Annotated in this window: 24 protein-coding genes; 7 read left to right on the top strand and 17 right to left on the bottom strand. The window is 33.3% G+C overall.

The window, feature by feature from the left end; translation table 11 throughout:
- Nucleotides 1-508: 508 nt before the first annotated feature.
- Nucleotides 509-1,324: a ZIP family metal transporter gene (locus MPH60_RS04390; protein ID WP_101222692.1), complete on the bottom strand. Its 816-nt coding sequence runs from the start codon at nt 1,322-1,324 to the stop codon at nt 509-511.
- A 334-nt stretch (nt 1,325-1,658) separates the two neighbouring features.
- Between MPH60_RS04390 and MPH60_RS04385 the strand changes: the two genes are divergently transcribed.
- Nucleotides 1,659-3,260 (top strand): multicopper oxidase family protein, encoded by a 1,602-nt coding sequence (locus tag MPH60_RS04385; RefSeq protein ID WP_101222693.1) that lies wholly within the window; start codon nt 1,659-1,661, stop codon nt 3,258-3,260.
- A gap of 75 nt (nt 3,261-3,335) precedes the next feature.
- Here the strand turns inward: MPH60_RS04385 and MPH60_RS04380 are convergent, their stop codons facing one another.
- The 9 genes from MPH60_RS04380 to MPH60_RS04340 form a co-directional block, all read right to left on the bottom strand.
- Complete coding sequence (locus tag MPH60_RS04380) at nt 3,336-4,277, bottom strand: metal ABC transporter solute-binding protein, Zn/Mn family (RefSeq protein ID WP_241589908.1); 942 nt, start codon at nt 4,275-4,277, stop codon at nt 3,336-3,338.
- 182 nt (nt 4,278-4,459) lie between these two features.
- The gene (gene resA, locus MPH60_RS04375; protein WP_101222695.1) at nt 4,460-4,987 is read right to left on the bottom strand and encodes a thiol-disulfide oxidoreductase ResA; all 528 of its coding nucleotides are present in this window, start codon (nt 4,985-4,987) and stop codon (nt 4,460-4,462) included.
- Nucleotides 4,988-5,412: 425 nt separating this feature from the next.
- A complete protein-coding gene (locus MPH60_RS04370) occupies nt 5,413-7,374 on the bottom strand; it encodes an LTA synthase family protein (protein WP_241589909.1) in 1,962 nt (653 codons plus the stop codon).
- Nucleotides 7,375-7,499: 125 nt separating this feature from the next.
- A complete protein-coding gene (locus MPH60_RS04365; protein ID WP_157831006.1) occupies nt 7,500-7,808 on the bottom strand; it encodes an AbrB/MazE/SpoVT family DNA-binding domain-containing protein in 309 nt (102 codons plus the stop codon).
- Nucleotides 7,809-8,052: 244 nt separating this feature from the next.
- On the bottom strand, nt 8,053-9,318 hold the full coding sequence (locus MPH60_RS04360; protein ID WP_336275388.1) for a D-alanyl-D-alanine carboxypeptidase family protein: 1,266 nt from the start codon (nt 9,316-9,318) through the stop codon (nt 8,053-8,055).
- Between the two features lie 357 nt (nt 9,319-9,675).
- Nucleotides 9,676-9,846, bottom strand: coding sequence for a hypothetical protein (locus MPH60_RS04355; RefSeq protein WP_157831007.1), 171 nt, complete (start codon nt 9,844-9,846; stop codon nt 9,676-9,678).
- A gap of 371 nt (nt 9,847-10,217) precedes the next feature.
- Nucleotides 10,218-11,357, bottom strand: a complete 1,140-nt coding sequence (gene spoIIP, locus MPH60_RS04350; protein ID WP_232782917.1) for a stage II sporulation protein P — start codon at nt 11,355-11,357, stop codon at nt 10,218-10,220.
- 222 nt (nt 11,358-11,579) lie between these two features.
- A complete protein-coding gene (locus MPH60_RS04345) occupies nt 11,580-11,927 on the bottom strand; it encodes a hypothetical protein (RefSeq protein WP_101222697.1) in 348 nt (115 codons plus the stop codon).
- Between the two features lie 294 nt (nt 11,928-12,221).
- Nucleotides 12,222-12,761, bottom strand: a complete 540-nt coding sequence (locus tag MPH60_RS04340; protein WP_101222698.1) for a hypothetical protein — start codon at nt 12,759-12,761, stop codon at nt 12,222-12,224.
- Nucleotides 12,762-13,276: 515 nt separating this feature from the next.
- On the opposite strand from MPH60_RS04340, the gene MPH60_RS04335 reads away from it, so the two are divergent.
- Nucleotides 13,277-14,311, top strand: a complete 1,035-nt coding sequence (locus MPH60_RS04335) for a DUF4062 domain-containing protein (RefSeq protein WP_241589910.1) — start codon at nt 13,277-13,279, stop codon at nt 14,309-14,311.
- Between the two features lie 349 nt (nt 14,312-14,660).
- Here MPH60_RS04335 and MPH60_RS04330 read toward each other — a convergent pair whose 3' ends face one another.
- Nucleotides 14,661-14,819: a hypothetical protein gene (locus tag MPH60_RS04330; protein WP_241615809.1), complete on the bottom strand. Its 159-nt coding sequence runs from the start codon at nt 14,817-14,819 to the stop codon at nt 14,661-14,663.
- A gap of 95 nt (nt 14,820-14,914) precedes the next feature.
- On the opposite strand from MPH60_RS04330, the gene MPH60_RS04325 reads away from it, so the two are divergent.
- Both MPH60_RS04325 and MPH60_RS04320 read left to right on the top strand, forming a co-directional pair.
- Nucleotides 14,915-15,157 (top strand): hypothetical protein, encoded by a 243-nt coding sequence (locus MPH60_RS04325; protein ID WP_241589912.1) that lies wholly within the window; start codon nt 14,915-14,917, stop codon nt 15,155-15,157.
- The gene (locus MPH60_RS04320; RefSeq protein WP_241589913.1) at nt 15,150-15,401 is read left to right on the top strand and encodes a hypothetical protein; all 252 of its coding nucleotides are present in this window, start codon (nt 15,150-15,152) and stop codon (nt 15,399-15,401) included. The genes MPH60_RS04325 and MPH60_RS04320 overlap by 8 nt, the downstream gene beginning before the upstream one ends.
- 89 nt (nt 15,402-15,490) lie before the next feature.
- Here MPH60_RS04320 and MPH60_RS04315 read toward each other — a convergent pair whose 3' ends face one another.
- Entirely contained in the window at nt 15,491-16,108 is a 618-nt protein-coding gene (locus tag MPH60_RS04315; RefSeq protein WP_241589914.1) for an NUDIX hydrolase, read from the bottom strand.
- Nucleotides 16,109-16,625: 517 nt separating this feature from the next.
- Entirely contained in the window at nt 16,626-17,294 is a 669-nt protein-coding gene (locus tag MPH60_RS04310; protein WP_241589915.1) for a hypothetical protein, read from the bottom strand.
- 998 nt (nt 17,295-18,292) lie between these two features.
- Between MPH60_RS04310 and MPH60_RS04305 the strand changes: the two genes are divergently transcribed.
- Together MPH60_RS04305 and MPH60_RS04300 are read left to right on the top strand one after the other, a co-directional pair.
- Nucleotides 18,293-19,657, top strand: coding sequence for a hypothetical protein (locus MPH60_RS04305; RefSeq protein ID WP_241589916.1), 1,365 nt, complete (start codon nt 18,293-18,295; stop codon nt 19,655-19,657).
- Nucleotides 19,658-19,976: 319 nt separating this feature from the next.
- Entirely contained in the window at nt 19,977-21,395 is a 1,419-nt protein-coding gene (locus MPH60_RS04300; protein ID WP_241589917.1) for a phage lytic cycle repressor MrpR family protein, read from the top strand.
- 481 nt (nt 21,396-21,876) lie between these two features.
- Here MPH60_RS04300 and MPH60_RS04295 read toward each other — a convergent pair whose 3' ends face one another.
- The 3 genes from MPH60_RS04295 to MPH60_RS04285 form a co-directional block, all read right to left on the bottom strand.
- Nucleotides 21,877-22,095, bottom strand: coding sequence for a hypothetical protein (locus MPH60_RS04295; RefSeq protein WP_241589918.1), 219 nt, complete (start codon nt 22,093-22,095; stop codon nt 21,877-21,879).
- Nucleotides 22,096-22,104: 9 nt separating this feature from the next.
- Nucleotides 22,105-22,365: a hypothetical protein gene (locus tag MPH60_RS04290; RefSeq protein ID WP_241589919.1), complete on the bottom strand. Its 261-nt coding sequence runs from the start codon at nt 22,363-22,365 to the stop codon at nt 22,105-22,107.
- Nucleotides 22,366-22,586: 221 nt separating this feature from the next.
- Nucleotides 22,587-22,931, bottom strand: a complete 345-nt coding sequence (locus MPH60_RS04285) for a YolD-like family protein (protein WP_241589920.1) — start codon at nt 22,929-22,931, stop codon at nt 22,587-22,589.
- 145 nt (nt 22,932-23,076) lie between these two features.
- Between MPH60_RS04285 and MPH60_RS04280 the strand changes: the two genes are divergently transcribed.
- Entirely contained in the window at nt 23,077-23,538 is a 462-nt protein-coding gene (locus tag MPH60_RS04280; RefSeq protein WP_241589921.1) for a hypothetical protein, read from the top strand.
- Nucleotides 23,539-23,822: 284 nt separating this feature from the next.
- Here MPH60_RS04280 and MPH60_RS04275 read toward each other — a convergent pair whose 3' ends face one another.
- Nucleotides 23,823-24,428, bottom strand: coding sequence for a hypothetical protein (locus tag MPH60_RS04275; protein ID WP_241589922.1), 606 nt, complete (start codon nt 24,426-24,428; stop codon nt 23,823-23,825).
- Between the last annotated feature and the right edge of the window lie 578 nt (nt 24,429-25,006).

The following is a 25,006-nucleotide window of genomic DNA, read 5'->3' as shown; positions in this document are numbered from 1 at the left end:
AACCCATCTTACATCCCCCATTTCTTATTATTAATTCTTGAGGTTATTTTACACGTTAAATTTGCAGAATTTATGAAAAAAACTAAAGTAAGCCATAATTACCTGTGTGAATAATTCATTTTTGTATGGAACAATTTATAAAGCTAAGTAGGAAAAACATTGGTTGTTCCTCCACAATCGAGAATATTTAAAGTTAAAAAGATTGATCATGCTGATTATCCTTTTCCTTTCAGGTAATTGTATTAGTCTGGGATAACCTGCTTACCTGAATAGTGTTAGCCTAAAATAAAAAGACGCATTTCTAATGAAATGCGGCTTTTTTCCGAATAATTTGTTAACTCACAAAATTGGATAATAGGGTGTATTGGTCACGTCGAGCAGGGATAATCCCAATACCCATTTATTTAAATGGTATTACTTCTACTTTAACCTTTGTGTATAACTTAATAAACCCTGTTTTTTAACTATGGGCTATCTCTTGACAGGAATTACCGATCGATTGTTTCATTTACCCAAGGGCTACATCCAATATCATCATTATTGTAAACCCTATCATTAAGCACATAGATGCGAAATCTTTATTTCCGTTCTCTTGGGAGCCAGGAATAACCTCTTCAACGACTACAAAAATCATGGCTCCAGCCGCAAAACTTAGTGCAAAAGGGAGAAGTGGTTCAATTAGAGTAACTGCTAAAACTCCAATCACAGCGGCAATAGGTTCAACCATTCCCGAGAACTGCCCATATAAAAAGCTTTTTCGACGAGACATTCCCTCTCTTCGCAAAGGCATTGAAACAGCAACACCTTCTGGAAAATTTTGAATACCTATCCCAATCGCTAAAGCAATGGCACCAGACAAAGAAGCAGACGGAAAGCCTGCTGCTACAGCTCCGAATGCAACCCCCACCGCAAGACCTTCTGGTATGTTGTGTAATGTAATGGCCAACACAAGTAGAGTGCTCCGTCGCTTTCTCTTGGGATGTAATCCCTCTGCATCTTCCAATGATGAATTAGGATGCAAGTGAGGAACAATTTTATCCACTCCCCATAGAAATACGCCACCCATTAAAAATCCTATTGCAGCAGGTAACCACACTGGTAAAGGACCACTCTCTGCCATTGAAAGGGCCGGTGATAGTAACGACCAAAAGCTTGCTGCAATCATAACACCACCAGCGAAACCTAACATCCCATCAAATAGCTTAAGGTTCATTGTTTTTGTCGTGAATACTAAAGCAGCACCAAGTGCCGTCATGCCCCATGTAAATAGGGTTCCAATTAATGCCTGGGTCACCGGATTTAAAGTTGAGAAAAAATCAACCACTTAAGTTCAGCTCTTTCCAACTAAATTTCAGAAATAAAATTTTTAAACCCCGAGGCTAAGTAGCCCCTTTTTCGTCTTTATTCCCCAATTGTTTTACAGCTAGTTTATGCAGTTACCATTAAATGTTCGCCTAAGGAAAGAGTATAGCTATAAGTTCAAAAGTGTCAATTTCCTTATCAACTTTACCGTAAGGAATCTGTTGTTATTTAGTGTGACCATTTATTATTTGTTTTTCCTAAAACAATTTGTAAAATCCTTAAATCCTACAAACTAAATTCATAGTTTCTGCAAGTTTATATTATAAGATTAAAAATGAATGGAGGAGGTATATAAAATGAACATAAAAATCATTGGATTTCTTACTTTTGTTATATTACTTTTAACCGCATGCTCATCAGCTGGAAATATGGGCAACATGGATCATAGCAACATGGAAGAGAAAGATACAAACAAGGAACAAAAAGATAAAAAACTTCCTGAAACATCAAATACAGAGATTCTAACCGGTAAAACATTCAACATCGTTGCAAAAGAAGCAAATCACCAATTAAATGAAACAGTAAATGTTACTGCTTGGACATTTAATGGTTCAGTCCCAGGTTCCCAAATTCGGGTAAAAGAGGGCGAAGACCTAAAAATAAACTTAAAAAATGAGCTTCCCGACCCTGTCAGCATTCACTGGCACGGAATTCCTCTTCCTAATAATATGGATGGTATTCCAGGAGTAACCCAGAATGCTGTTCAGCCTGGTGAGTCCTTCACATATAAATTTAATGCTTCAGTTCCAGGTACCTATATGTATCACACTCACCAGGACGGAGTTAATCAAGTGGATAAAGGACTTTACGGCTCATTAATTATTGAACCGAAAGATGTATCTTATGATCGTGATTATTCCCTTATGCTGGATGAGTGGATGAGTAACCCTGAAGAGGGAATGGATATGGAAGGCATGGACGATATGGAAGGTATGGATCATTCAAACATGAGCGGGATGGAAGATAGCGATTCTGAATCAGATAAGGACCAGGATAAAGGAACTGAAGATGGCGAAAGTATGGCACACGATATGAGCAATTATGACATCTTCACCATCAATGGTAAAAGCGGAAAGGATGTTAAGCCTCTAACCGTAAAAGAGGGTGAGAAAGTTCGATTACGATTAGCTAATATCGGATATATGTCTCATAAAATTCATTTACATGGACATAACTTCAAAGTGGTTGCCATAGATGGCCAAGAATTAAATGAGCCTCAAGAAATAAAGGATCAATTACTCCCTATCGCACCAGGGGAACGTTATGACATTGAGTTTGTTGCTGACAATCCGGGTCAATGGTACCTAGAGTGTCATGGAGAGATGGATGGTACGACTGGTATGAAAACAGTCATTCAATACGATGGAAGCAACGAATCAAACGATAAGCCGAATGAAAAAGAAGAACTTCCTGTCTTCAATTTCACTGCCTATGGAGAAAGAACAGAAACTGAATTTACTTTGGACCAAAAATATGATGTAGAATATACGATGGATTTGAATACGCAAATGAAAGATAATAAAATGGCCTATACAATCAATGGAAAGACGTTTCCTGCTTCAGAAAACTTGGAGGTTAGTGAGGATGATCTCGTCAAAGTGAAATTGGTAAATAATTCTGAATCTGATGATCACCCCATGCATTTGCATGGTCACTTCTTCCAAATTTTAAGTGAAAATGGGAAGCCAGTTGAAGGTTCACCCATCTATAAAGACACCGTTAATTTAAAACCTGGTGATGAATATGTGGTTGCCTTTAAAGCAGACAATCCTGGTAATTGGATGTTCCACTGTCATGATTTACACCATGCCTCAGCCGGTATGATGAACATGGTTAAATATAAAGGTTTTGAACCTGACTTCACACCAGATCCAGCTGCTAATAACAAGCCAGAATAATCAGAGTATACTTTAATTTCCATAAAAAAATGCGATCCGCTTTTAGATCGCATTTTTTTTGCTTTTCAAGTCTTTTTATTGTAATACCTGCCTTAATGTTTCAATATTCTTTTGCATTAGTGAGACGTAATCTTCCTTATTTTGAACATCCTCTGGGGTTAATGCTTCTAAATTATGGAGTGTCAGCGTTTTTGCACCAATTTCACGTTCAATTACTTTTGCCACCTGATTTTCCGCATTTTGTTCAAATAGGATATATTGGATATTTTCCTCTTCAGCCTTCATAATGATTTCCTCAAGTTGCTTTTGGGAGGGTTCACTGCTTGGGGAAAGACCGCTGATTCCTATTTGCTTAAGGCCATAAGCATCCTCCCAGTAGCCATACGCAGAATGGGCAACTATAAACGCCTTCCTTGGCGATTTATCCACCATTTCTTTAAATGAAGAATTTACACTTTCCAGTTCTTTCTTTAATGCCATATAGTTTTGTTCAAAATACTCTTTTTTGTCAGGCTTCATTTCTACTAATGCATTTTTAATATTCTCTGCTATGACAATAGATCTTGAAGGGTCCAACCATACATGGGGATCAATATCCCCTGATTCCTCTCCTTCATGTTCATCAGGTTCTTCTCCTTGTTCCTCTGTTTTAATTAAGCTTATCCCTTTTGATCCTCTTACTATTCTTGTCTCTTCATTTTTTACGGCATCAATAACAGCATTACTAAAACCTTCAATTCCAGTTCCCAAATAAATAAAAGCATCCCCTTCAGCAATTTTCACCATTGTCTTTGTGGTAGGTTCAAACGAATGGGCATCTGAACCCGATGGCACAATATTTTCAACGGTTACATATTTACCGCCTATTTTTTCAGAAAAGTCTTGAAGTGGGAAAATCGTTGTGAAAATTTCGATGTTTTCATCCTTTTGCTTATTTACTTTCTCCGAAGGAGATTGGCTGCAACCTCCCAGAATAATAAGTAGAAAAAGAAAAGCAAGAATATATACCTTTTTCATAAATCCTCCTTAAATATTTATAAATAGTAATGATTACGTTTTATAATTTGCAATATTAAATATAGTTTAAAAGTGTGCATTTTACAATCAAAATTTCAACCCATAAATGGGACTGTCCATAAAAGACGAAAAACAATTTGTATTTTATCGACAGTCTTATTTTATTTATAACTAATATTAAACTATGGTTTAACTCTCTCCATAAGCGTTTTAATATCTTCTTCTGTTAATCCCCCTGTAATTTCATCAATAACTTTTCCATCCTTATCTATTAAGAAGGTAACGGGCAACGGATTTACCTTATACGCCGATTGAACCTCTCCTCCTTTATCATTTAGAATGGGAAATGAAAGTTTATACTTATCAGCGAAGGTCTTTACTGCATAATCAGATTCTCCTACATTCACGGCCAAGATTTGGACCCCCTTTTCTTTGTAATCCTGGTATTGGTTATCCATGAATGGCATCTCTGTTTCACATGGTTTACACCATGTACCCCAAAAGTTAAGAAAGACACCTTGCCCTTTGTACTCAGAAAGCTTATGTTTATTGCCCTCCATGTCTGTAAGGATAAAATCTGGCGCTTTTGAGTTTATTTCGATTGAATTCATTTTATCTCTGTTAAGATTGGTATATAAAGCGTATATCACTGCTGCTGACAACCCTATAAGGATAACCGTTCTCATAATAAGCCGCTTTTTTTTAGCCATTAACTTCACCCCGTCCGTATCCCAATGATTCCCTTAAAGACAATAACATGCTCTAATCACGTTCAAAGATCCCATTTTTCACACTATTAAGAAAAGCTTAAGGACAAATGTTATATGATATAAAAAGAGTTGTACTATAAAAGAATATTCATGAATCATTTAGTTTGTTTCTGCCTCACCTCTACTAATTTTTCATTTGGATTTTTTCTATCTTACCTAAAAAGTTTGCAGATTTAATGGAAAAAATGAAAATATTTAATGATAAATATAAAAGTCTTAGAATTGTGAAAACAATCCCTTCCGAAAAGGCCGTATAGATTTTATTTTTGGAATTTGCTTCTCCTATTCAGAGTCTTTCTACTAAGAAAAAAGTTAATTCATCACTGTATCACAATGATGAATTAACTTTTTAATACATAGTCCTTCTATTCACTTTCTTTCTTTGAATCCTGTTGTTTCTCGATTGTATTTCTATAATCGTAATCGGATGGATTTACAGGCTTAAATCCTTTCGGAGTATAAAAGCGTAAAAGGTCTCCGTATACGACTTTATCTGATAATTGGAGTCTCTTCTGGACCAACTTTTCAAAAACATCGATTTCTTTATTTTTGTCCACTACTTTCCCAGTTGATGTTTCATAGTATTTATCATCAATCTTGGTGACTTTTGGTGTTATAAAATCACCATTACGGAAAGGTACTAATTGGGTTCGATCACTAGCTAATAAATCTGATCCAAATTGAATGAAGTCATCTGTATTCACACCCAATAAGTGAAGAAGTGTCGGAAGCACATCAATTTGACCACCATATTGATTCATCGTTCCCCCTTCTACACCTGGTACACGGATGAATAACGGCACACGTTGTAACTGCGTATACTCAAACTGGTTAACTTCCTTACCCATCACTTTAGCAAGAGCTGGCTTATGATTATCTGAAATACCATAATGATCTCCATACATAACTATGACAGAGTTCTCATATAATCCGCTCTCCTTCAAATAATCAAAGAACTGTTTGAGGGATTCGTCCAAATAACGAGCCGTCTGAAAATAGTTGTCGACGGATGTATCACCTGTTGTGTGTTTCTCAATCGTTGCCTCGTTTTGATCTATAGGAAAAGGGAAATGGTTTGATAGTGTAATAAACTTGGCATAGAAAGGTTGTTTTAAAGAATTGAGCATTGGCTTAGACTCTTCAAAGAAAGGCTTATCTTTTAGGCCGTAGTTTAACACATCAGCTTGCTTCATATTATAATAACTAGCATCAAAGAACTTATCATACCCGAACTGTTTATAAATTTCATCACGGTTCCAGAATGTTTTATAATTCCCATGAAATACAGCTGAGGTATATCCTTGTTGTCCCAAAATGGCCGGTGCAGCCTGATAAGTATTTTGCCCTTTTGTTGTATAAGCAGATCCCTGTGGTAAGCCAAATAATGAATTCTCTAGCATAAACTCTGCATCAGATGACTTCCCCTGACCAGTTTCATGAAAAAAGTTATTGAAATACATCGTGTTTTTCTCATTGACAAGAGAATTTAAAAAGGGAGTAACCTCCTGTCCGTTTAACTTATAATTTATTACAAAATTCTGCAGGGATTCTAAATGCACATAGATGACATTCTTACCCTCCGCCTTGCCAAAGTAATCTGGGTTCGGTTCTACCTTAGTAGCTTTAGTATAGTTAACAACTTCGGTCATATCACTACTATTGGCTATTGCACGCTGAGTAGTTGATTTTCCACTTTGGACAGCATCATAAATATGGTAATTAAACATCCCCAAATACTTCACAATATAATTACGGTCAAACCCTCTCGTCAATAATTGTGGGCGATCGATTTCAGCGAGAACAAGATTGGTACTCAATACTATAAGACCTGCAACAAAAACAGTCGCTATTCTTCGCATAGACATGCGTACGGAAAGTGGTCTAACAAACTTAGTAGCTACCAATATTATCAATAGAATCATATCTAAAAAATATAAAGGATCATAAGGCCTTAATAACGCAGTAATACTTTGCCCTAAGTCGCCAGCATTTTTCGTTTGTAAAAGCGTCGGAAGTGTAACGAAATCCGTAAAGAACCGATAATATAAAATATTGGCATATAAAATAAACGATAGTAGCATGTGAATTAGAATCGTCCAAATTAATGTCTTTTTTCCTTTAGCAAAAAGTGCTGGGCCAAGAAACAAAATAGCTGAACTTATTGGATTTATGAATAAAAGAATCTCTTGCATGTTGTTATTAATCCCTAAATCGAATTCCACTTTATATACAAAATAGGTTTTAATCCAAAGGAGAACGACCGCAAAAAGGAAGAAACCTAGTTGCGCTCGAAGACCATTTTTTATTTTAGATAATATAATTTTCATTATATCCCTGCTTTCTTCGTAGTTAGATCTTATTTTCAATTCTTTCACAGTCAAATAGAACATAATTTCACCTCTGAAAATCATGTTCGATTCAATCAGCCTTATAGGAGAATTAGTGAGAACGTTTACGCACTTTTTCGGAGTATTAGCTTTTCCCCATCAATTGAAAGCTCTATTGCAAGTATGCTTTTGTGGTCTAACTTCTGAAGTTTCCTGATTTCAGCAGGGATGGTAATTCCACCATAGTGAAAGACACACTTATTATAAATATTTTCTTCCAGACTCTTTTCGATAATTATATCGCTACCTTGTTGATAAACAGAAACCATTTCACCTTCCTTGAATGGCAGGAAATTCCGAATGGCTTTTGGAATATATAGTTGTCCGTTCAAATTAATTTTTAAAAATTCCTTGATTATAACATTATTACTCAACACTATCAGTCCCTAATTGAAATGAGAAAATTTTTAAGGTGTTAACTCCAAATCAGCGAAAGAACCTTCACGGGCTGTAAGAAACTGTTGATCGAATAACCTCTCTTACCTTATCGAGTTATTATAAAAAAAAAATGTGGAGAAATTGTGGAGATTGTTAAATTAGTACAAATAAACAACTTTCATCTGATCTGAACCTTTCTTTATTAAATAATGTATTGGAGTAACCACAGTGAAAAAATTTCTAACGGTATTTTTTGAAACGCCTTTTGTTTCTTCTAAATCTGAAGAAGAAGAAGCAAAGTATAGAAATACCTAAAATTAAAAAAGCAATATGATAATAAGAATATTTTACTGGATCTAAACCTTCAACTTGTTTTTCTTTTTGCCTGCTTTCAATCGTTTCAGGCTTTTTTGCTTTAATTAACTGAAAGGAAGCAATAAGAGCCTGGTCTTGATTCCTGATTTCAAGAACCCCCGCATCCGTTATGTCTTCTCTGACTTTTTCATTTTTTGATATAGGAAAGAATTTATCAGCCTCAGTAACGAACGTATTGTTATTAGTCTTAAATTCTTTCCCCTTAGGGATATCGATAACTTTAAAACCTGTAAAGGCATAGTCTAAAAGCTCGATTGTATCGTTATAGGCCACAGTTTGTGTCTGCCCTTTCAATATTACAGCAATTACCGACATCCCTTCTCTCGTAGCTGTAGTAATTAAAGTTTGGCCAGACTGGTCGACGTAGCCTGTCTTACCTCCTGTTACCCCTTCATATGGTCGTTCTCTCATTAATTTATGGTGATTAAAAATAGTGGTCTCCCAAGCCGCTCCTTTCCACTTCAGCTCTTTCGTTCCAAAGATTTCACGAAATTCTTCATTTTTCATGGCGTATTGTGTAATCTTTGCTAGATCACGTGCAGTGGTTGTATGTTCGGGATTAAATAAACCATGTGGATTTTCAAAGTTAGTATCTTGCAGTCCAATTCCCCGTATATATTTGTTCAAGTTTGTTGCAAATGCCTTTTCTGAATTATCCATGTGCTCTGCAATGGCCACACCTGCATCATTTCCAGAGTTAATAAGTAAACCCTGTACCAGTTTTTTCAATGGCACCTTTTCACCTTCTTCTAAATAAACCCTTGTTCCATCCACATACCTAGCATTTTTACTAACTGAGACGATATCGTCTAGATTCCCCTTTTCTATTGCATAGATGGCCGTTGCCACCTTGGTTAGGCTTGCTGGGTACATGTTCAAGTCCGCATTCTTTTCATAAAGGACTCGTCCCGTTTTTTCTTCCATTAAAATAACTGCTTCACTTTTAACATGAGGTGAATTTTTGGAATCCGCTGCTAACACCTTAGAATAAAAAGAGGTATTCAATGTTATGGTAATCAAACAAAAAAACAATATTTTCTTCATAACTCCATGTAATCTATTGGTAATGAGCAGCACTGTTTTCTTATCAGAAAGTATACATAATTCTCTTATTGCGTCCTTTATAATCATAAAATTTCTACTCCTTATTTAATTAGCAAGCTAAATCACCGTTTATGTTAGAGCAAAAATATGAAGAAATTGTGGAGAACTAACTTTTGTAATATAGTATTAACAATAGTTTGTGTATTGTAATATAAAATGAAAGAATTTGTCTGGTTAATTGCCATATACACACGAATTGTAAGGAGACATAAAATTTATCCATGTTTATTTAGATGTGAAATCCATTCACACATTTTTTTAGTATTTCTCCAAAAGGATACAAAAAAAAGCATGAAGATAAGTCTAATAAAATGGACTGTCTCTTCATGCTTTTATAGTTTTTGAAATTGGACTACCTAATTACCTTCAACCCTCAATCTTTAATTACTTTTTATCTTCATCCATATCCATATTTTCATGATCCATATTATTCATATCTTCCATCTTCTGGCCCTTGCCGTTCTTCTCTTCGTCATTATTTGTACAGGCCCCTAATGCAAGAAATGTCGCTAAAATAATGGATAAGCTCAATGTTACCCTTAACCTTTTAAACACAATATCCCTCCTCGGATAATTAAGTAGATATCTTGTCATGAACATGTGTAGAATTTTTGGAGATGGTACTAACTAAAGATTATTCGAGTAAAGTAATATTACGGAATGTATTTTGTAATTCCAAAGAGTTTATATATAGTAAGCTTTCTATCTTTTGAATATTCCGATAAAAATATCCCTTTTCAATACCTCCAGAAGCCATAAATTTTTTTTATTTTCGTGATATCTCCTCGGAAACCAAATTTACTGTCGCTATGGTCATGCCAGTACCAAAACAAGCTATGACAAAGCTAGATAAACCAAAAAAATTATACATCCATAACGTAATAGCAAATGTTAACATCAAAATAATATGGGAACGTTTCATTATCTTATCCATTCACTTCCTCCGCTTCCCAATATTTATCACTAAAAACCTCCGCAAATGCTTTAATGGTATTGGAAAGTTCAGTTAAATTGTTATCAACACCACCAAATTCAACCAATAAAGCTTTATCGGAAATATCTTGGTTGTATATCCCATTACCCTCGTCTTTCCCTTTTATGAAAACACCACGACTGAGTCCAGGATATTTTTCCTCAAATTTTTTGTTGATTTCTTTTGCGTATTCTAAATTTTTCTCGTAATTTTTATGCTCTTTTCCAACAATGAAAAACAGCCTTGCATACTCTTTACCTTGAATAGTAGTTGTTGTGACTGCTTTACGTTGTGAATCTCTATGGATATCAATCAGTATTTTTAATTTATCGTTAGATCCCATTGCTTCCTGAACGTCTTTGCGAGTTAAATTGTATGAGCTTCTGTAGTCCAATTTTTGACTTTTTAAATTCGCAGCCATGTTTTCTGTATTGTGCTCTACCCCTATCCCTTTGTTGATTAGTTCATGGCTTAATAAATCGCCGACAGCAATGACATTGGCCCTTTGATCAGAACTAACAGCTTCATTCGGTGTTGTTGCCCCTTTTATAAAGGGGAGAAAAGCCTCCCAACTATGTGAATGATAAATATATACGGATTTTTCCTTTGGATTTATTGCATCTTCATGTTTTCCATCCTCTTCTGGTTGTTTTAAATTCTCTTCGGCAATTTCTCTATCTTTAAGATAAATATCTAATGGTGGCCCTGATTCAACCGGCAAATTTGTTATATTGGTTCCTTTCCCCGCCACAGCGATTTCCGTGTTATAGATCGATAAGCCTGGTAATTCCCGGCCAAGCAATGTGCGAGTGTCATTTATTTTAAAATTTGTCATGGATTCAAAAGATAATTTCATGAGGGATGGTGAATTCATACTTTGCTTTTGATAAAAGTAATGATTCTCACTGTTTAATGCCAATATTAATACTTGATCTATAGCAGAGTTGCCAATTATGCCATTTACAGTTCTGGAAGTGAAATTTAATGGGGATGTGACGAGAAAAGCTACTAATGAAAAAGTTAGTATCATTCCAACAAGTACCATTGCCATGCACCTGATGGGAGTAGTTATATATCTTTTTCTATTGTTCATATAATCACTCCTTTTCCCCAATTAATTATAAATGGGTAATCTAGAATCTTTTATTTTGTTCAATGGAAATCTTCCAATAAATTATATATATCTGCCTCATCACCTACTCCCAATACCAAAGATAAACCCTTTATTCCTTCTCAGTCCTATTTCCTTAGAGTGCTTCTTTCCGGACATCCAAATGACAACTCTAGGGTCATTTATCGAATCATTACAAGGGAATTAATTGTATATTTTATAACGAATATAATTGTAGTTTGATGTTGGATTAACTTTTATAACCTTTCCACTCTTATCTTTGTAGAGTTCATATTCACGATAAGTTTCTACAAGATAACCATCAATGACTTTTTTATTAATAAGCCTTTCATCTAATTCAAAGAGTAATGGTTCTTCCTTTTGTTCTTCAGATTCAGCCATAGCTGGTTCACTTTCATTTACACTTTCTTGTCCAATAAAAAGGGGTTCAGTATTATACAAAGAATCCAAATAAGACGATTCTAGATATAAAGTAGGTACCATGAGCATTAAAAGGAAAAATACAGGACTTATTTTCACCCTCTTTTTCACAAAAAGATCTTCCTTTCCTGTTCAATTTTATTTTTTTATTATTTTATGGGTACTCATTCAATTAAATGTCATTATTGATAAATATGCAGATTCTATGGAGATTCTTATCTAATGATTTACTGGTTAAATATAAAGGCATCACAGATTAAGTCCCTTTACCCTAGCTAAAACTGATAGATTATATTGAGTGAAAATTACAACGAAACAGAGAAGAGATACTTTGATAAAAGTAAAAAAATTAGAGAATATAAAAATAAAAAAACTCGTCTAAATTGACGAGTTTTTGCGTTATTGCTATTCATTACAGTTCATCAAACGCACCTCTTCTATATCAAATCCACGCGAACTTAATATTGAAAAGAAAAATTCTTCATCTAAGTATTCACCCTCCTTGTTATAATACTCTTCTACAAAAGCACTAGAACTGTGCTTAAAAGCTGATTTATAATCTGTTTGATGATATAAAGGTATTCTTGTTACGTTTTTTAATGGAATATATTCCTCTCCAGTAAGAGGACATTTATTCAAGCTTTCTAAGTGTCTTTCATCTAATGACCTTTCTATATTTTTTTTGTATTTAAGGTAACCCATCAACAGTCCAGGTTCAAACCAAAGGCCTTTTTGAAACACATAGCTATGAGTGTAAAAAGTATATGCTGCACCACGGATACTAAAGTTCATATAAACTGTATCGATTTCTATTTCTTTTCTTGCCACACCATATAGCCTTTTTTTCAAGAGAACAGAATTTGGTATTTTCCATTTAAGTATATAAACATCCTCAATCATAATCTCTTTTAGGAAATCATCTTTATTGATTAACAAATTATTCATTAACATCACCCCTTTCACAGAAGTATACTTAAATTTTCTGATTAAATTAAAAAAAATAAAAAAACTTAAATTTAGTCGGGAATACACTCATCAAAGCGAAATGAATGTACGATCAGAAAGAAGTGTAGAAAGTTAATTTAATTTTAAAAGGTTACAGCGTGCTATTAGCATGACTCTCTAAAGTTGTTTAATTCGGAATCCGACACTTTATTAGTCTTTAGTTATGACCCTCATTTTCATTAACTTAATTATTTAGTACAAAACCTTATTATAGAAAAGAAGGCCACTAAATTGGTGGCCTTCTTTCTGAACTATTGCCTTATTCATTTTAAAAAGATTGCCCTAATTAGAAAAGGATTAGCCAGCGGAAATAGGTTCTAATAAATAGATACTTATAGCGACGTATGGCTGTCCGACCTCATAGTACTAAGATTGTAATTCCATTTTAGAAGTAAATTCAGTAATATTAAATCAATATATATTTATCTTTTAAAGAAGGGGTCGGTAACTAAATTATGGCAGAACAAAAAATTCATCGACTGACAAGAAAAAAAATTATGAAAGAAATGTTAGAAAGGCCTTTTATGGGAAACGAAAACCTTATTGATTTTTTAAAAAGAATTTGGCCTTTAGAAAAAATGGAATCCACAGATCATAGATTTAATAATGCAAAAGATGATATTTGGCAACATATGATTAGTAACAATGACTGGGAAGAAGATTATTTGTTCTTAGAACGATTAGATATTCTGAATATAACAGATAAATTGTTTGCCCAATTTATCGAAGTTATTGTCCATCCTGAAATCAGAGATTCAGAAATGGAACAACAAATCTATGCTGAAAACATCAATCTACACTTACGTAAAAGTGGATTTGAACTTAGAGTAGTAGGAGATATTGCTGGATATCCTTTATATAGAGTAAAATATTCAATTAAAAACCGAGACTATAATACTTCTATTTCAGGAGATGCAAATTCGGATAGCAACCCAATACTTGGTGTACGTCGAAAGTTACAAGTATTTGTTTCATCAACTTTCATTGACCTACGAGAAGAACGACAATCTGCCGTTAATGCCATATTGGATGCAGAACACATCCCTTGTGGAATGGAAATATTTAAAGCTGGAGAAGCACAACAAGAAACAATTTCAAAGTGGATTGATCAATCAGATGTTTATGTTTTAATATTGGGTGGAAGGTATGGGTCCCTCATTCCTGGCCAAGAAGTGAGTTATACTCACTGGGAATTTAGCTATGCTAAAAAACATGGGAAAATCATTTTACCGATTGTCTTAAGTGAATCATATCTGAATGAAAAAGAGGCACAATTAAAAAGAAGAGACTCTAAATTTTCAGCTATCGAAGATTTACATAATCCAAAATATATTGAATTCAAGAATGCAGCACATGCAATAATTCGTAACGAGGTACAAAATATCGATCAAATTACAAATGCTATACACCGGAATTTTAGAAATATAGAAGAAAAAGCCGCCCAAAATAACTTAGGATGGATCCGTATAGAAGAAGTTTTAAAATTATAATCCTAACTCTAAATATACATCATTAATTTTAAAAAAGTATCTGCTATTTATGGGATTTGAACATATGGAATATGGATGATATATCAAAATAAAGGATTATTTGATGTTCTAGCTTTTTTAGTTAGGATGGTGAAGTTGAAGCTTTTAATAATCTTTTCAGGTATCTAAATAAAATTAATAGGGGATATTTAACATATTTGTTTTTTTGAATAGTCTTTGCTAAATAAGAGCAAAGGCTTATTTTTTTTACGAGTTACTTATATAGTGATCTTTTTAGAGTCTTTTTCATATTCCTTAACCAACTTATAAAAAATCGTCTTTTTAACTTTTCGCGATAGCCTAACGGCTGTCACTTCACCAGATTATAGACTTCCTTAAACTTTTCAGCTACTTGAGCTTTCGATCGGTCGAAGACCACAACGTTTTGAAAAACCACATCAATTTCTTCATCCAGCCTTTTTCGAATACGGCCCCGTTCTTCTTCCGCCATCAATGAAAGAATCTGCAAAACCAAATCCGCGATGAATGAACCCTAAACTTTACAAAAAACATATTCCAATCGATTTTGGGCAAAGTATCTGTAACTAAAACAAGGAGGTAGTCATGTTTAAGAAAACGATACTGGCTATATCTACAATCTCCCTTTTGAACATAATCGCACCAACACTAGAGACAAAAGCATTAACATTTGATGAATTGCCAACTAAACAAACATCAAAACAATGGTCAGTTCAAGTAGGCGAAGCTGAACAAGGTAAGGGGTTAGCAAAGCCCGAAAAGGGAAAATTTCATACTTACTCTTTAGTGGTTGATAATATTGGTAAGGATGTATTTTTATATGTTTAGAAATGAACCTAATTCTACGACAAAGTTTGCACTTTTTGGTTGCCCTGGTGAAGAGGAATGCAATAAAAACAACTTTGAGGAAGCTATTTCTTTAGCAAAACAAATGAATGATGGATATCCTTATACATTTAGCAATTTCGTTTTAGCTGAAAAAGCAACGAAATTGGAAGTGGAAATCGTTTGGACTCAAAAGGGTAGCGAGGGCAGACCTTTAAAAGAAACATTTACATTCACTGCTGAATAACAGAAAGACAAAAAGACCGAACTAATCGGTCTTTTTGTTGAACTAACGCACCCATTAGTTGATTAACTAGGTGCAATCCATTTGAAAAATCAATCAAAATAGACAGATTCCTGTGGATTATGTAAATGCTTAAAAGCCCATTCAATTTGTGATTCTGTATTTCTAGCTATTGATAATGTTGGTAGTTCATTTTCAGCAAAAAACTCAACTGCACTCGTTTCTATTCCTTCTTTTGGTTGTCCACCAATTATTTCACATTGGATAAACATTTTATAAACGTGATAAAGAGAAGGAGGGTGTGGATGGCACTTCTTATCTAGTACACCTAACAATTTGATTGCTTTTACCTCAAACCCTGATTCTTCTTTTACTTCTTTGACTGCAACTTCACTTGGAGCTAATCCTATGTCACCCCAACCTCCTGGTAACGACCAATCACCATCAGTGTTTTCTCTAACCATTAAAATTTTATTATCTTTAAAGACAACCGATCTAATATCTACCTTTGGAGTTGCATAACCAGTTTCATTGGCAAACAGATCTTTTATTACTTTCTTGTTCATATCTGTTTGTTGCGACAACATTTCAACGCTTATATTTCTTATCAATTCAAATCTTTCCAAGTCATATACATCTTTCGAATAAGTTAACCCTGCCTGTGCAATGGATTGAAGTTGTTTCGACCATTCAAGCCATTTAGGTTCCATCTATCTTCACCACCAACCCTTTTATACCTAATAATACCATATTACTTCCGAAAACTAACCTGTCCTTTAGTTCCATAAGAGGCAGCCTTGAAAGCTTTGATCTTCATTAAAGCTCTGTTGATTGAACAAGGACTATTGCTTTCTTTCTCATTCTCCAGCCAGTTTTGCGTTAATAATATGTTCTAAATAACAATTTTATAGCCACACTGATTGTCTCCTTAACTTCCTTCTACGCCTATTGAATATTGAAAGTTAAAGGTTAAACACAATACTGATATCCGCTTTCAGGGTTGATTTAAATTCGGAATTTATGGGTGGTAAGTTCCTTTGGTCTTGTGTACATATCCTCTGAAACAAGTTTTTATCTAATTATTTTTCTCGGCCTATGTAGGAGGTAGTGTAATTGACAGATTATCAACTTTCCCTATATATTCTTTTATCAAAACATCTTCGTGGATAAATTAAACAAAAAAACAGTTAAATTACTCAACTGTTTTTTTGTTTAATTTATATTGTCTTAACCTTGGAAATAAGGTTCAGTATGTGTGTAATTGACAATGAATAACGGATCCAACTGATAATGGAAAGAAACAGCCAATCGATTTGTTGCTGTAAGTTGAGTTATTTGTTCCTGTATTTCTAGTCCATTTTCGTCTAAACCTTTTGTTTCAACATCGTTAACAGTTACGCCTTTAGGTGTGATCACTGTTAATTGAACAGAACTTCCGTTAAGCATACGAGTTCCATCGAAAGGTAAACGAATTTCAAATTGATAGCTTCCATTTTCTTGAGGGAAAATCTTATAATCGTAACGAAGTTCATATACATAACTACTACCAGCTTGAGTAACTTGGGTAAGTTGCCCTTTTAATAATGATGAGCGTAGTAGTAATTTTGCTACATCTTTTTCTGTCTCGACTATATTGCCTGATATAGCATCAGCTAAAACATCTTCAGTACCTGTTAAAAGATCTGTTTCTCGATAAGGCCTGAATTCTAAACCGTGTTTTTTTATTAGAGCGATAGCTTCATTGGATAAAGAGGAACCCGATGGTACAAAGTATTCGTCGGTTAAAGGAGCATCTGTGATAATCGTAGTATGCACCATTACTGTGTCGTAAGAGTTGTTAAAACGTGAACCGCCGTGAACCACTACTGTTGCTTCTTGCATTTTAATATTAGGCATAAATTGTTTTCCTTCTTTCCTTTTAGTTTAGTAGAATAAGTAGCAAATCAAATTCATCACTTATAGTTCACTCAGTACAAAATGTTTATTTATTTGCCATTATTTACATAATAATTATATCTAATTTATATAAAATTGGGTATAATTATGTAATATTTTATAAAAAATTAACATTTCCGCATGTTTTTTACCGATAATTATAGGACGTTTCATCTACACGTACTAAAGGAAATTAAATTTAGCTTCGGGAATTCCAGGTGGTAAATCTACATCAGATTATCCAATGGAGTTAAATAACGGAGAATCTCTCTTTTAATCATTAAGCATTTTATGGTGTTCGGGCATAGAGAATGCACTTTGCCATTTAATTTTTCCTCTTTCTCTAAGTATCATCGAATCAGCCCCTTCTAGTTCCTTCTTTCATTACAGAACAAACGTTCCATTGAAACTAAAAAAGAAAGTTCCTGATATTTAAACTTTCAATAATGCTTTACACATTATATGTTCTTTGCAGAACGTACACACTTCTTAGCTAACCTTTCCCGTTAGCCATCCATGAATCGCAAAATCGGCGATTCACCACAAAGAGAATGAAAATGGTTAGGAAGTGTCAATACTGATACTGACCTTTAATCCAGTCAACCCTAATCCATAGACTAATTAACTAACGCTTCCCTCTTTTTTTAAACGATTGAGCAGGGTCTTTTTAAGTATTGTCATTTTTCATTTTTAAAGAAACTTATTTTCATGGTAGTTGCATAAGAAAATCTACGTCAATGAAGCTAAGATCTTCAAAAATAAACAACTGTTATGTTAATAATCCGTATTATGTTAACTGAATATATGTTATACCTCTAATCAATAGGGATTAAAAATGCTGATGTGAAATATCATTTTCTTATTTTAAGTTGTCATGTATTCTACTTGGAATTATATGTGAAAAACCCCTACAAATGTTATAATATTTTATAAATAAATTTCCAATAAAGGGTGGTCAAATGGGAAATAAGTTATATCTTAACCAAAAGGATAGAAAATTACTTATTATTAGTCAAATTACAAAGGACTATGATTGGCTCAATAAGTTGTTAATAGAAAATGAACGAATTACAGAGGGTTTAGTTGAGGGGTTAGAAGAAAAACAAAAGGGTTTTATTCAAGATATTCTTCCCCTCGTTCGTGAAAATGCTTCAAATGAATGGAAAGAAAGTAATCGTCCCATGCTAGACTTAGGTGAAAATAGCAAAAATTGGGGGAAATGTTGTCTATGCAATACTCCAAATCGTTTTATTCATTACATTACAAACCGACATACCAAGGAAATCATAAACGTTGGTAGTGACTGTGTGAAAGAATACGCTTTTAATGATAGAGATATTAATAAAAGTAGAAAAGAAGCTATTGAAATTAGAAGATTAACCCTTTTAAATGAATCAGTGCCTGGTATAAATAAACTCGTTGAAAATTGGAAAAATGATTTAGATAAATACCCTATTTTAATACCTAAAAGTGTAGCAAGAGAATATCTTCAGCTTGGTGAAAAGTTAGTTGATTTATATACAGAATATCTAATTGGGAAAGTTAAAGAATTTATTGTAGAAGAAATAATTGAGTTGGTCCATAAAGGATTATTTGAAAAAGAGAAATTTGATTTATACATTAATAAACAAGAAAACCATCGATTTAAAATTACTCGTAACATTGTTAATTGGCTTAAAAAAGAGAATAATATGGAGGCATTCCAAGCCCTTGAATGGTTGAATGAGGATGGTGTAATCAGCTATCGAACCGCACATAGAATTAAAGAAAGTACATTTATGAGCCTAATTATGGCTTTAATGCAAGAAAAAATTAACGCCCTTCAAGGAACCATTTTAGATTTTGATTCTTTCCATGGCACATATCAGATTCAACTTTCTCCTCTAGATAACGTGATTATAAACTCACCACATACTGAAATTCTTCAAAACTTTGGATGGCTTTTATTTGATGAAGAGGAATTTACCAGATTTAATATATTGAACTTATTAAAAGTATCTAGAGTAGAAAAATCCGAAAAAAGTTTCGAGGGTATCTTACGTGGAATAAATACTCGATTAAGAAATGAGATTGTTATAATAGCCGAATACGATTTTGAGTTTAATGAAGTATACTTTTATCATACTGAAAAAAATATGTATATTAAAGATAATCTTACAACTTTTATAAACCGAAATTTCCCCCTTGCTTATAGTGGTAAAGAAAAATATATCAGAGAATTAAGCGATGAAATATCTTTAAAACCGAGGTTTTCCTCCTCTGCATTCCATGCTATTAAAAACGGCAGAAACAATCAAGGAATAGGAAATTTAATTACAATATAAATTACAAATAGCAGCTTTATTCGATGAACGAACCTGTAATCTCCCGTTTTATTTACAAAATGTATGTGCTCATTTTCAAGACTAAAATTTGTATTTTCAGATACATCTTTCAATTCAACATCAGTCTTTAAATTCAGGAATAAAGAAATTCATTAAGAGATACACTTTTATTATGAACTTCGCATATTCTTTCATTCATACACGCTCAGCTTGTCTTTTTTTCTTTTTGATATTGATTGAATTCATCTACCCATTCCGGGTCTAGTCACCGGTTTTTTTGTTGAATACAGAAATATAATGAATTAAAGGGAGGGATTATATGTTTTATAATGAAAAGATCAAAAAGAATTTTATAGAGCATAAGAACGATAGTTATAAAGGATTATATCGTAATATTTTTAACGTCAGTAATCCTATGGAAAAAGAATTGGAAAAAGATTTGTATGATTTCACGCTGGACAATTTAGGTGATTTAATGAAAAGGTTAAGTCCCACAACTATAAATTCTTCGAGAAATAGGTATTATAGGATTTTTGATTATATTGATTCCCATAAAACTCTAAGGGGCGATAAAAGTAATCCTTTTTTATCTGTCGAACCTAATTGGAATGAACAGTTTGTTGATAAAACAAAAAGAGTTTTTTTTACTGAAAAAGAATTTGATGATCTTATTAATAAGTGTGTTAACGCTCAGGATGCCGTTGTTTTTAGATTGTTATTTGAAGGAGTATGGGGACAGAGTGGCTATAGTGAATTATTAAATATAAAAGCAGAGGATATTGATTGGGAAAACAATTCATTATATTTGAATGATGGAAAAGGTGAAAGAAACCTTAGCATATCTGACAAGTGTATTGATTTGTTAAAAAAAGCAATTGATGAAAAAGTTTATTATTTTAAGAATGGTGAATCAATCGGATATAGAAATAAAGATAAGCTTGTATTAAATAACTATGTTATAAGAGGTGTAGATCCTGGTTCAAGAAACAAAGAAAAGAGAGATAGGTTTTTAATAACAAGAAGAATTGATACTATTTTTAAAGAAACTTTTTCATACCCTAATATTACTCCCCACTCATTACGTTATAGCGGAATGTTAAAGGCAGCAATTGATATTAGTGCAACTAATCATATTCCGGTAAAGGAATTTAATAATAAAGATCATTGGTCACAAGTTGCTGAAAGATTTAACGTTAAACCTTATGAAAAAAATGGTTATAAAATATATAAAGGTGTAACAGATAATATAAATGGTGAACTAGTTAAAGATATATATGGTGAGATAGTGGATTACATAAATAATGACTTCGAATTAGTAAATGAAGATGAAATTGATATTGAAGTGATTACTAAGAAAAAAAGAATTGATGCGCCTGTTTTTCGAGATTTAGTAATGTCGGTTTATGATAAATGTACAATAACTGGTGAAAACGTTCATATAACTTTAGAAGCTTGTCATATCCAACCATATATTAACAGGGAGAGTAATCATATTCAGAATGGTTTATTACTTAGAGTTGATATTCATAAATTATTTGATAATGGTTTAATAATTATTGATGATAATTATACAGTTCGGATTAGTCCTTTATTAAGTTCGGACTATTATCAATCATTAAATGGCAAAAGGATACATTTGCCAAAAGATAAAAGGTTTTATCCATCTAAAAAGGCTTTAGGATATAAAATGAATGAATTTATTAAAAAGAATGATTTAGAAACAATTGCTCCTATATGATCTAATCAAAAGGTAGCTGAGGTATCTTTCTCAGCTACCTTTTCTTTCTGTACTGGCTGTTTCCATTTTTGTAGCTTTAAAGCGAAGTTTGATCAAATGAATACAAGAAACCCTGATAAATGAATAAATAGAAAGTGAATGTTTTGAAAAAAGATTAATCAAAACATGCGCTTATAATATTTAATTGGATTATTCTTTTATAAAAAAGTTTGATCATTTTTGTGTTCCTTAATCAACTAACACACCCGTTAGCCATTCATGAAGCGCAGCGCACCACAGAGAATGAAAATTGGCCTCTATGTCGATAATGTTTTAATGGCTGGCGAAGAAGGTCGTTGAACTATGGCGCCTTTCCTTTGAACCCATCGGTTAGTCTGCCTCCGACGCCCACGGTGTACCACCGACTGTCGCGCCCTTTATAGGTAGCAATCATGGGAGATTAATCCTTTTTTGGTCGTCGCGCTAGCCTCTACTTAATTTGCTATAATTGGATGTTTTTGTTTAACGATTTACCAAACTCAATCACATCACTCATAAGGCTCAGAACAGTGTTTTTTATCTTTTGTATCCACTCATATGCTGATACAGCAGCAGTCCATTCCGGTTCTTTTCTAAAGTCAGTTGTTATTACTGAACAACTACCAGACTGTAAGAAATTAGCACCGTTCGCAAACAATTGAACTTCAATTTGAATCTTCATTTGTTACTCCTAAATCTCTGTGCCTTTTTTTGTGTATTCTTCATCCTCAAGTTCAATAGTGTTATTTGAAACAGTTAAAGTTATATCAGCTAAATGAACTTTTGAGCCCTCAGGCATTTTATGAAGCCAACTAGAAAGATCATCAAATTTTTCTAATTTAGCCAGTGTAGGTGCTTCAAATTTGGTGTCTTCATGTTCATATCCAAAGAAATCAACATCAGTCTTTGTAGATGCAGGATGAATATATATAAATAGGTTGCCTTTATTCATTACTCTTCTTCCTCCTTCTCATTGAACCCGAGTTCTTTAATTTCTTCTTCAGTTAATTCTACACTTACTACAAAATTGCCTGTCTCATAGTAGGGGTAATGGTAAAAAATTAAAGTTAAAGCCCTTTTATTCCAGTATATCCTTTTATTTTATCTAATTCTCGAACCATTGAATCGAAGCAACACTGTAAAGCCCTCCTGAATTTTAAGAAGGGCTTTTTTTTAATCCTCAACGATTACATTAATAATTTCATTAAATTTAATTTTCTCAAAGAAACTATCTTTCTTCTGAATACTTAACTCTTTCGTGACAGGATCAATATACACACAGTATCCATGCAGTTCAATTGGATTTCCATCGTTATGCAATCTAAAACTTATCGGTAAATGATATTCCATCGCATAATGAATGTTGTTTTCAAATTCTTCAACCTGGTAATCATCTAGGACAGGTTTTTTATTCAGGAAGTAATCAACCTCACCCATTTTTTTATTTAAAGCTTTATGTTCTGGCATAATCAGCGCTGCTTGCCATTTAATGATTCCTCTATCACGAATTGTACCCATTATAAAGATCCCACCTTTTCATTTATTATATACGAACTGGCGTTCTTATGAAAGGCAGAAAATAATACCTATAAACTTAATTTTCAGCATGATTTTCATTAAAAAAAACATACTAAAAATAACGTCTATAAAAGGAGGATTTAAAATGAAGAAAAGTATTCTGTGTTATATATTTGCCCTTTCAATAGTCCTAGGTATGAATATGAGTACCATAATAGCCCGAGCTCAGAGTCCAGAATTAAAGTCCGCAGCTTCAAATACTGAAACAACAGAAATTTGGAAAATTTCAACAGAAAGAAGTTCAAAACAATCTGAGGAACCAAAAGTCTATTCGTATTACAATTTAAAACTACAGAATAACAGGGAGCTTTCAAATGTAATGCTTGAAGGGTATAGGACTAGTGAGAAAAATCAAACTAAATTAGCTTTATTTACTCCAGTCAATATAGGTACATTACCAAATAATAGGGATTTCACATTTGATAATTTTTTATTATCTACAAATGCAAAGGAAGCTGAATTTGTGGTTTCTTGGGAAGAGAAAGGGAGAAAAGTCAAGCAAAACTTTGTCTTTAATAAAAACCATAATCTAATTGAAGTTCAATAAAAAAAATTTTTTATGAATGTGGCAATTATTAAGATCTAAATTAAAAAAGCCATAATAAATAAAGGAGAATACATATTATCCTTATGTACTCTCCTACTGTTTTTGTTTAATAAGAAAGGGTGTTTAAAACTCATTTTCATTCATTACAGGAATGCTGCCCCGATAGTTGCGTAAAGAAAAACTGAGAACCTGGATCAGAGTGTACGATACCAGCATTGGTTGCCACTCCTATTGACCACATGTTTTATGACTCCTTTCAATATAAAAACATACTGATTTTAATTTTACTTAAGGTTTAACATTTTGTTTTTAAAAGTAGCATGGTCACTCCATTGTAAAACTTTAAAAACAACAGTTTCCCCTTGATTTTTTGTTAAGTCAGAGGTAATCGATAGGTCTTTCTCCAATAATTCAAAACACTTTTTTATCTGTTCACTTGGTTTTCCATCTTCATAGTGCAATGCTTGATTCCTAGCTATGCGTATTACTTTACTTAGTGCCTGGGTCCCAACTAACTGAGAAGATGGCCATAGTGAAGGATCTCCATAAGCATATGACAATCCTTGTTTTGCTACTTGTAAAATCGATCCAGATAATTGATTGACACTTTCTTTTTGGATATCCAATTTTTCCTTTATAGCTTTTGCTTCTAGGCTCTCACTGTACCCCTTTGCTTTCATACCATGAAAATGGTCGATATAACCATAAGGTAAGTTATCATCTGGATCCCAATCTCCTAGATTAAGTTGTTGTTCGGCAACAAAAATCTTACGAATTGCCTCACTTAACTGTTGATTGGTTTTTATAATTTCTAATTTATAGTGTTGTATACTCTCGTAATAACTTCGTAATGCGAAATCAACGCTTTCTAAGTAATCAATCATTTTCATAACCAGTTTCCCCTTGGTTTAAATAGTTAAAATTACCATTTAATTTTTATTATATCATTTATCCAAATATCCTTCTTACACTAAACTGCCCCTCAGAAAAAGCTGCCTTAAAGACAGCTCTGATCTTCAGCTAACGCACCCGTTAGTTTAAGTACAAACCTTCACAATCTTGCTAACCTGCCCCATTAGCTCCATAAAAAAGAAACTGTCCCAATCAATCTATGTTCTTTAACTTATGCGACTCGTTGAAGAACCAACCTAGTTTTTACTTTTTCGACTATAAAAAAAGAAATGAGAAGATAAGTACCATAGAGGCAAGTAATAAAAAATATTATAAGTTCTAAATTAATTGTTCCAGACTTAAACCAAATAGTTAACGCAGCTAAAATGAGGGCTATAAGGCAGGCGATAAAACTTTGAGTATGTGGTTTCAACATCAAAACCTCCTGTTCTGTTCTTAAAGGCTAACCTTAACCTGTATTAGCTTATTTTTCTATTGGAAATGTTTCTCAATTTCACTCAACTAAACTGCCCCGTTAGTGCCATTAGGAAAAGCTACCTTAAAGCAGCCCCTATCT

This window comes from Peribacillus sp. Aquil_B1 (assembly GCF_022603275.1).
Taxonomy (GTDB): domain Bacteria; phylum Bacillota; class Bacilli; order Bacillales; family DSM-1321; genus Peribacillus.
Note: the sequence above shows the minus strand (reverse complement) of the source record. Positions and strands in the feature narration are given on the sequence as shown.

Bases quoted from the DNA above. Each gene is read 5' to 3' on its own strand.
- spoIIP (WP_232782917.1), bottom strand. From the start codon at position 11,357: ATGAACAATAGAAAAAGATATATAACTACTCCCATCAGGTGCATGGCA.
- MPH60_RS04285 (WP_241589920.1), bottom strand. From the start codon at position 22,931: ATGGGTACAATTCGTGATAGAGGAATCATTAAATGGCAAGCAGCGCTG.
- MPH60_RS04320 (WP_241589913.1), top strand. From the start codon at position 15,150: ATGTTTAGAAATGAACCTAATTCTACGACAAAGTTTGCACTTTTTGGT.
- MPH60_RS04295 (WP_241589918.1), bottom strand. From the start codon at position 22,095: ATGAAGATTCAAATTGAAGTTCAATTGTTTGCGAACGGTGCTAATTTC.
- MPH60_RS04290 (WP_241589919.1), bottom strand. From the start codon at position 22,365: ATGAATAAAGGCAACCTATTTATATATATTCATCCTGCATCTACAAAG.
- MPH60_RS04325 (WP_241589912.1), top strand. From the start codon at position 14,915: ATGTTTAAGAAAACGATACTGGCTATATCTACAATCTCCCTTTTGAAC.
- MPH60_RS04275 (WP_241589922.1), bottom strand. From the start codon at position 24,428: ATGAAAATGATTGATTACTTAGAAAGCGTTGATTTCGCATTACGAAGT.
- MPH60_RS04310 (WP_241589915.1), bottom strand. From the start codon at position 17,294: ATGCCTAATATTAAAATGCAAGAAGCAACAGTAGTGGTTCACGGCGGT.
- MPH60_RS04370 (WP_241589909.1), bottom strand. From the start codon at position 7,374: ATGAAAATTATATTATCTAAAATAAAAAATGGTCTTCGAGCGCAACTA.
- MPH60_RS04380 (WP_241589908.1), bottom strand. From the start codon at position 4,277: ATGAAAAAGGTATATATTCTTGCTTTTCTTTTTCTACTTATTATTCTG.
- MPH60_RS04340 (WP_101222698.1), bottom strand. From the start codon at position 12,761: ATGAATAATTTGTTAATCAATAAAGATGATTTCCTAAAAGAGATTATG.
- MPH60_RS04280 (WP_241589921.1), top strand. From the start codon at position 23,077: ATGAAGAAAAGTATTCTGTGTTATATATTTGCCCTTTCAATAGTCCTA.
- MPH60_RS04360 (WP_336275388.1), bottom strand. From the start codon at position 9,318: ATGATTATAAAGGACGCAATAAGAGAATTATGTATACTTTCTGATAAG.
- MPH60_RS04315 (WP_241589914.1), bottom strand. From the start codon at position 16,108: ATGGAACCTAAATGGCTTGAATGGTCGAAACAACTTCAATCCATTGCA.
- MPH60_RS04335 (WP_241589910.1), top strand. From the start codon at position 13,277: ATGGCAGAACAAAAAATTCATCGACTGACAAGAAAAAAAATTATGAAA.
- MPH60_RS04300 (WP_241589917.1), top strand. From the start codon at position 19,977: ATGTTTTATAATGAAAAGATCAAAAAGAATTTTATAGAGCATAAGAAC.
- MPH60_RS04385 (WP_101222693.1), top strand. From the start codon at position 1,659: ATGAACATAAAAATCATTGGATTTCTTACTTTTGTTATATTACTTTTA.
- MPH60_RS04305 (WP_241589916.1), top strand. From the start codon at position 18,293: ATGGGAAATAAGTTATATCTTAACCAAAAGGATAGAAAATTACTTATT.
- resA (WP_101222695.1), bottom strand. From the start codon at position 4,987: ATGGCTAAAAAAAAGCGGCTTATTATGAGAACGGTTATCCTTATAGGG.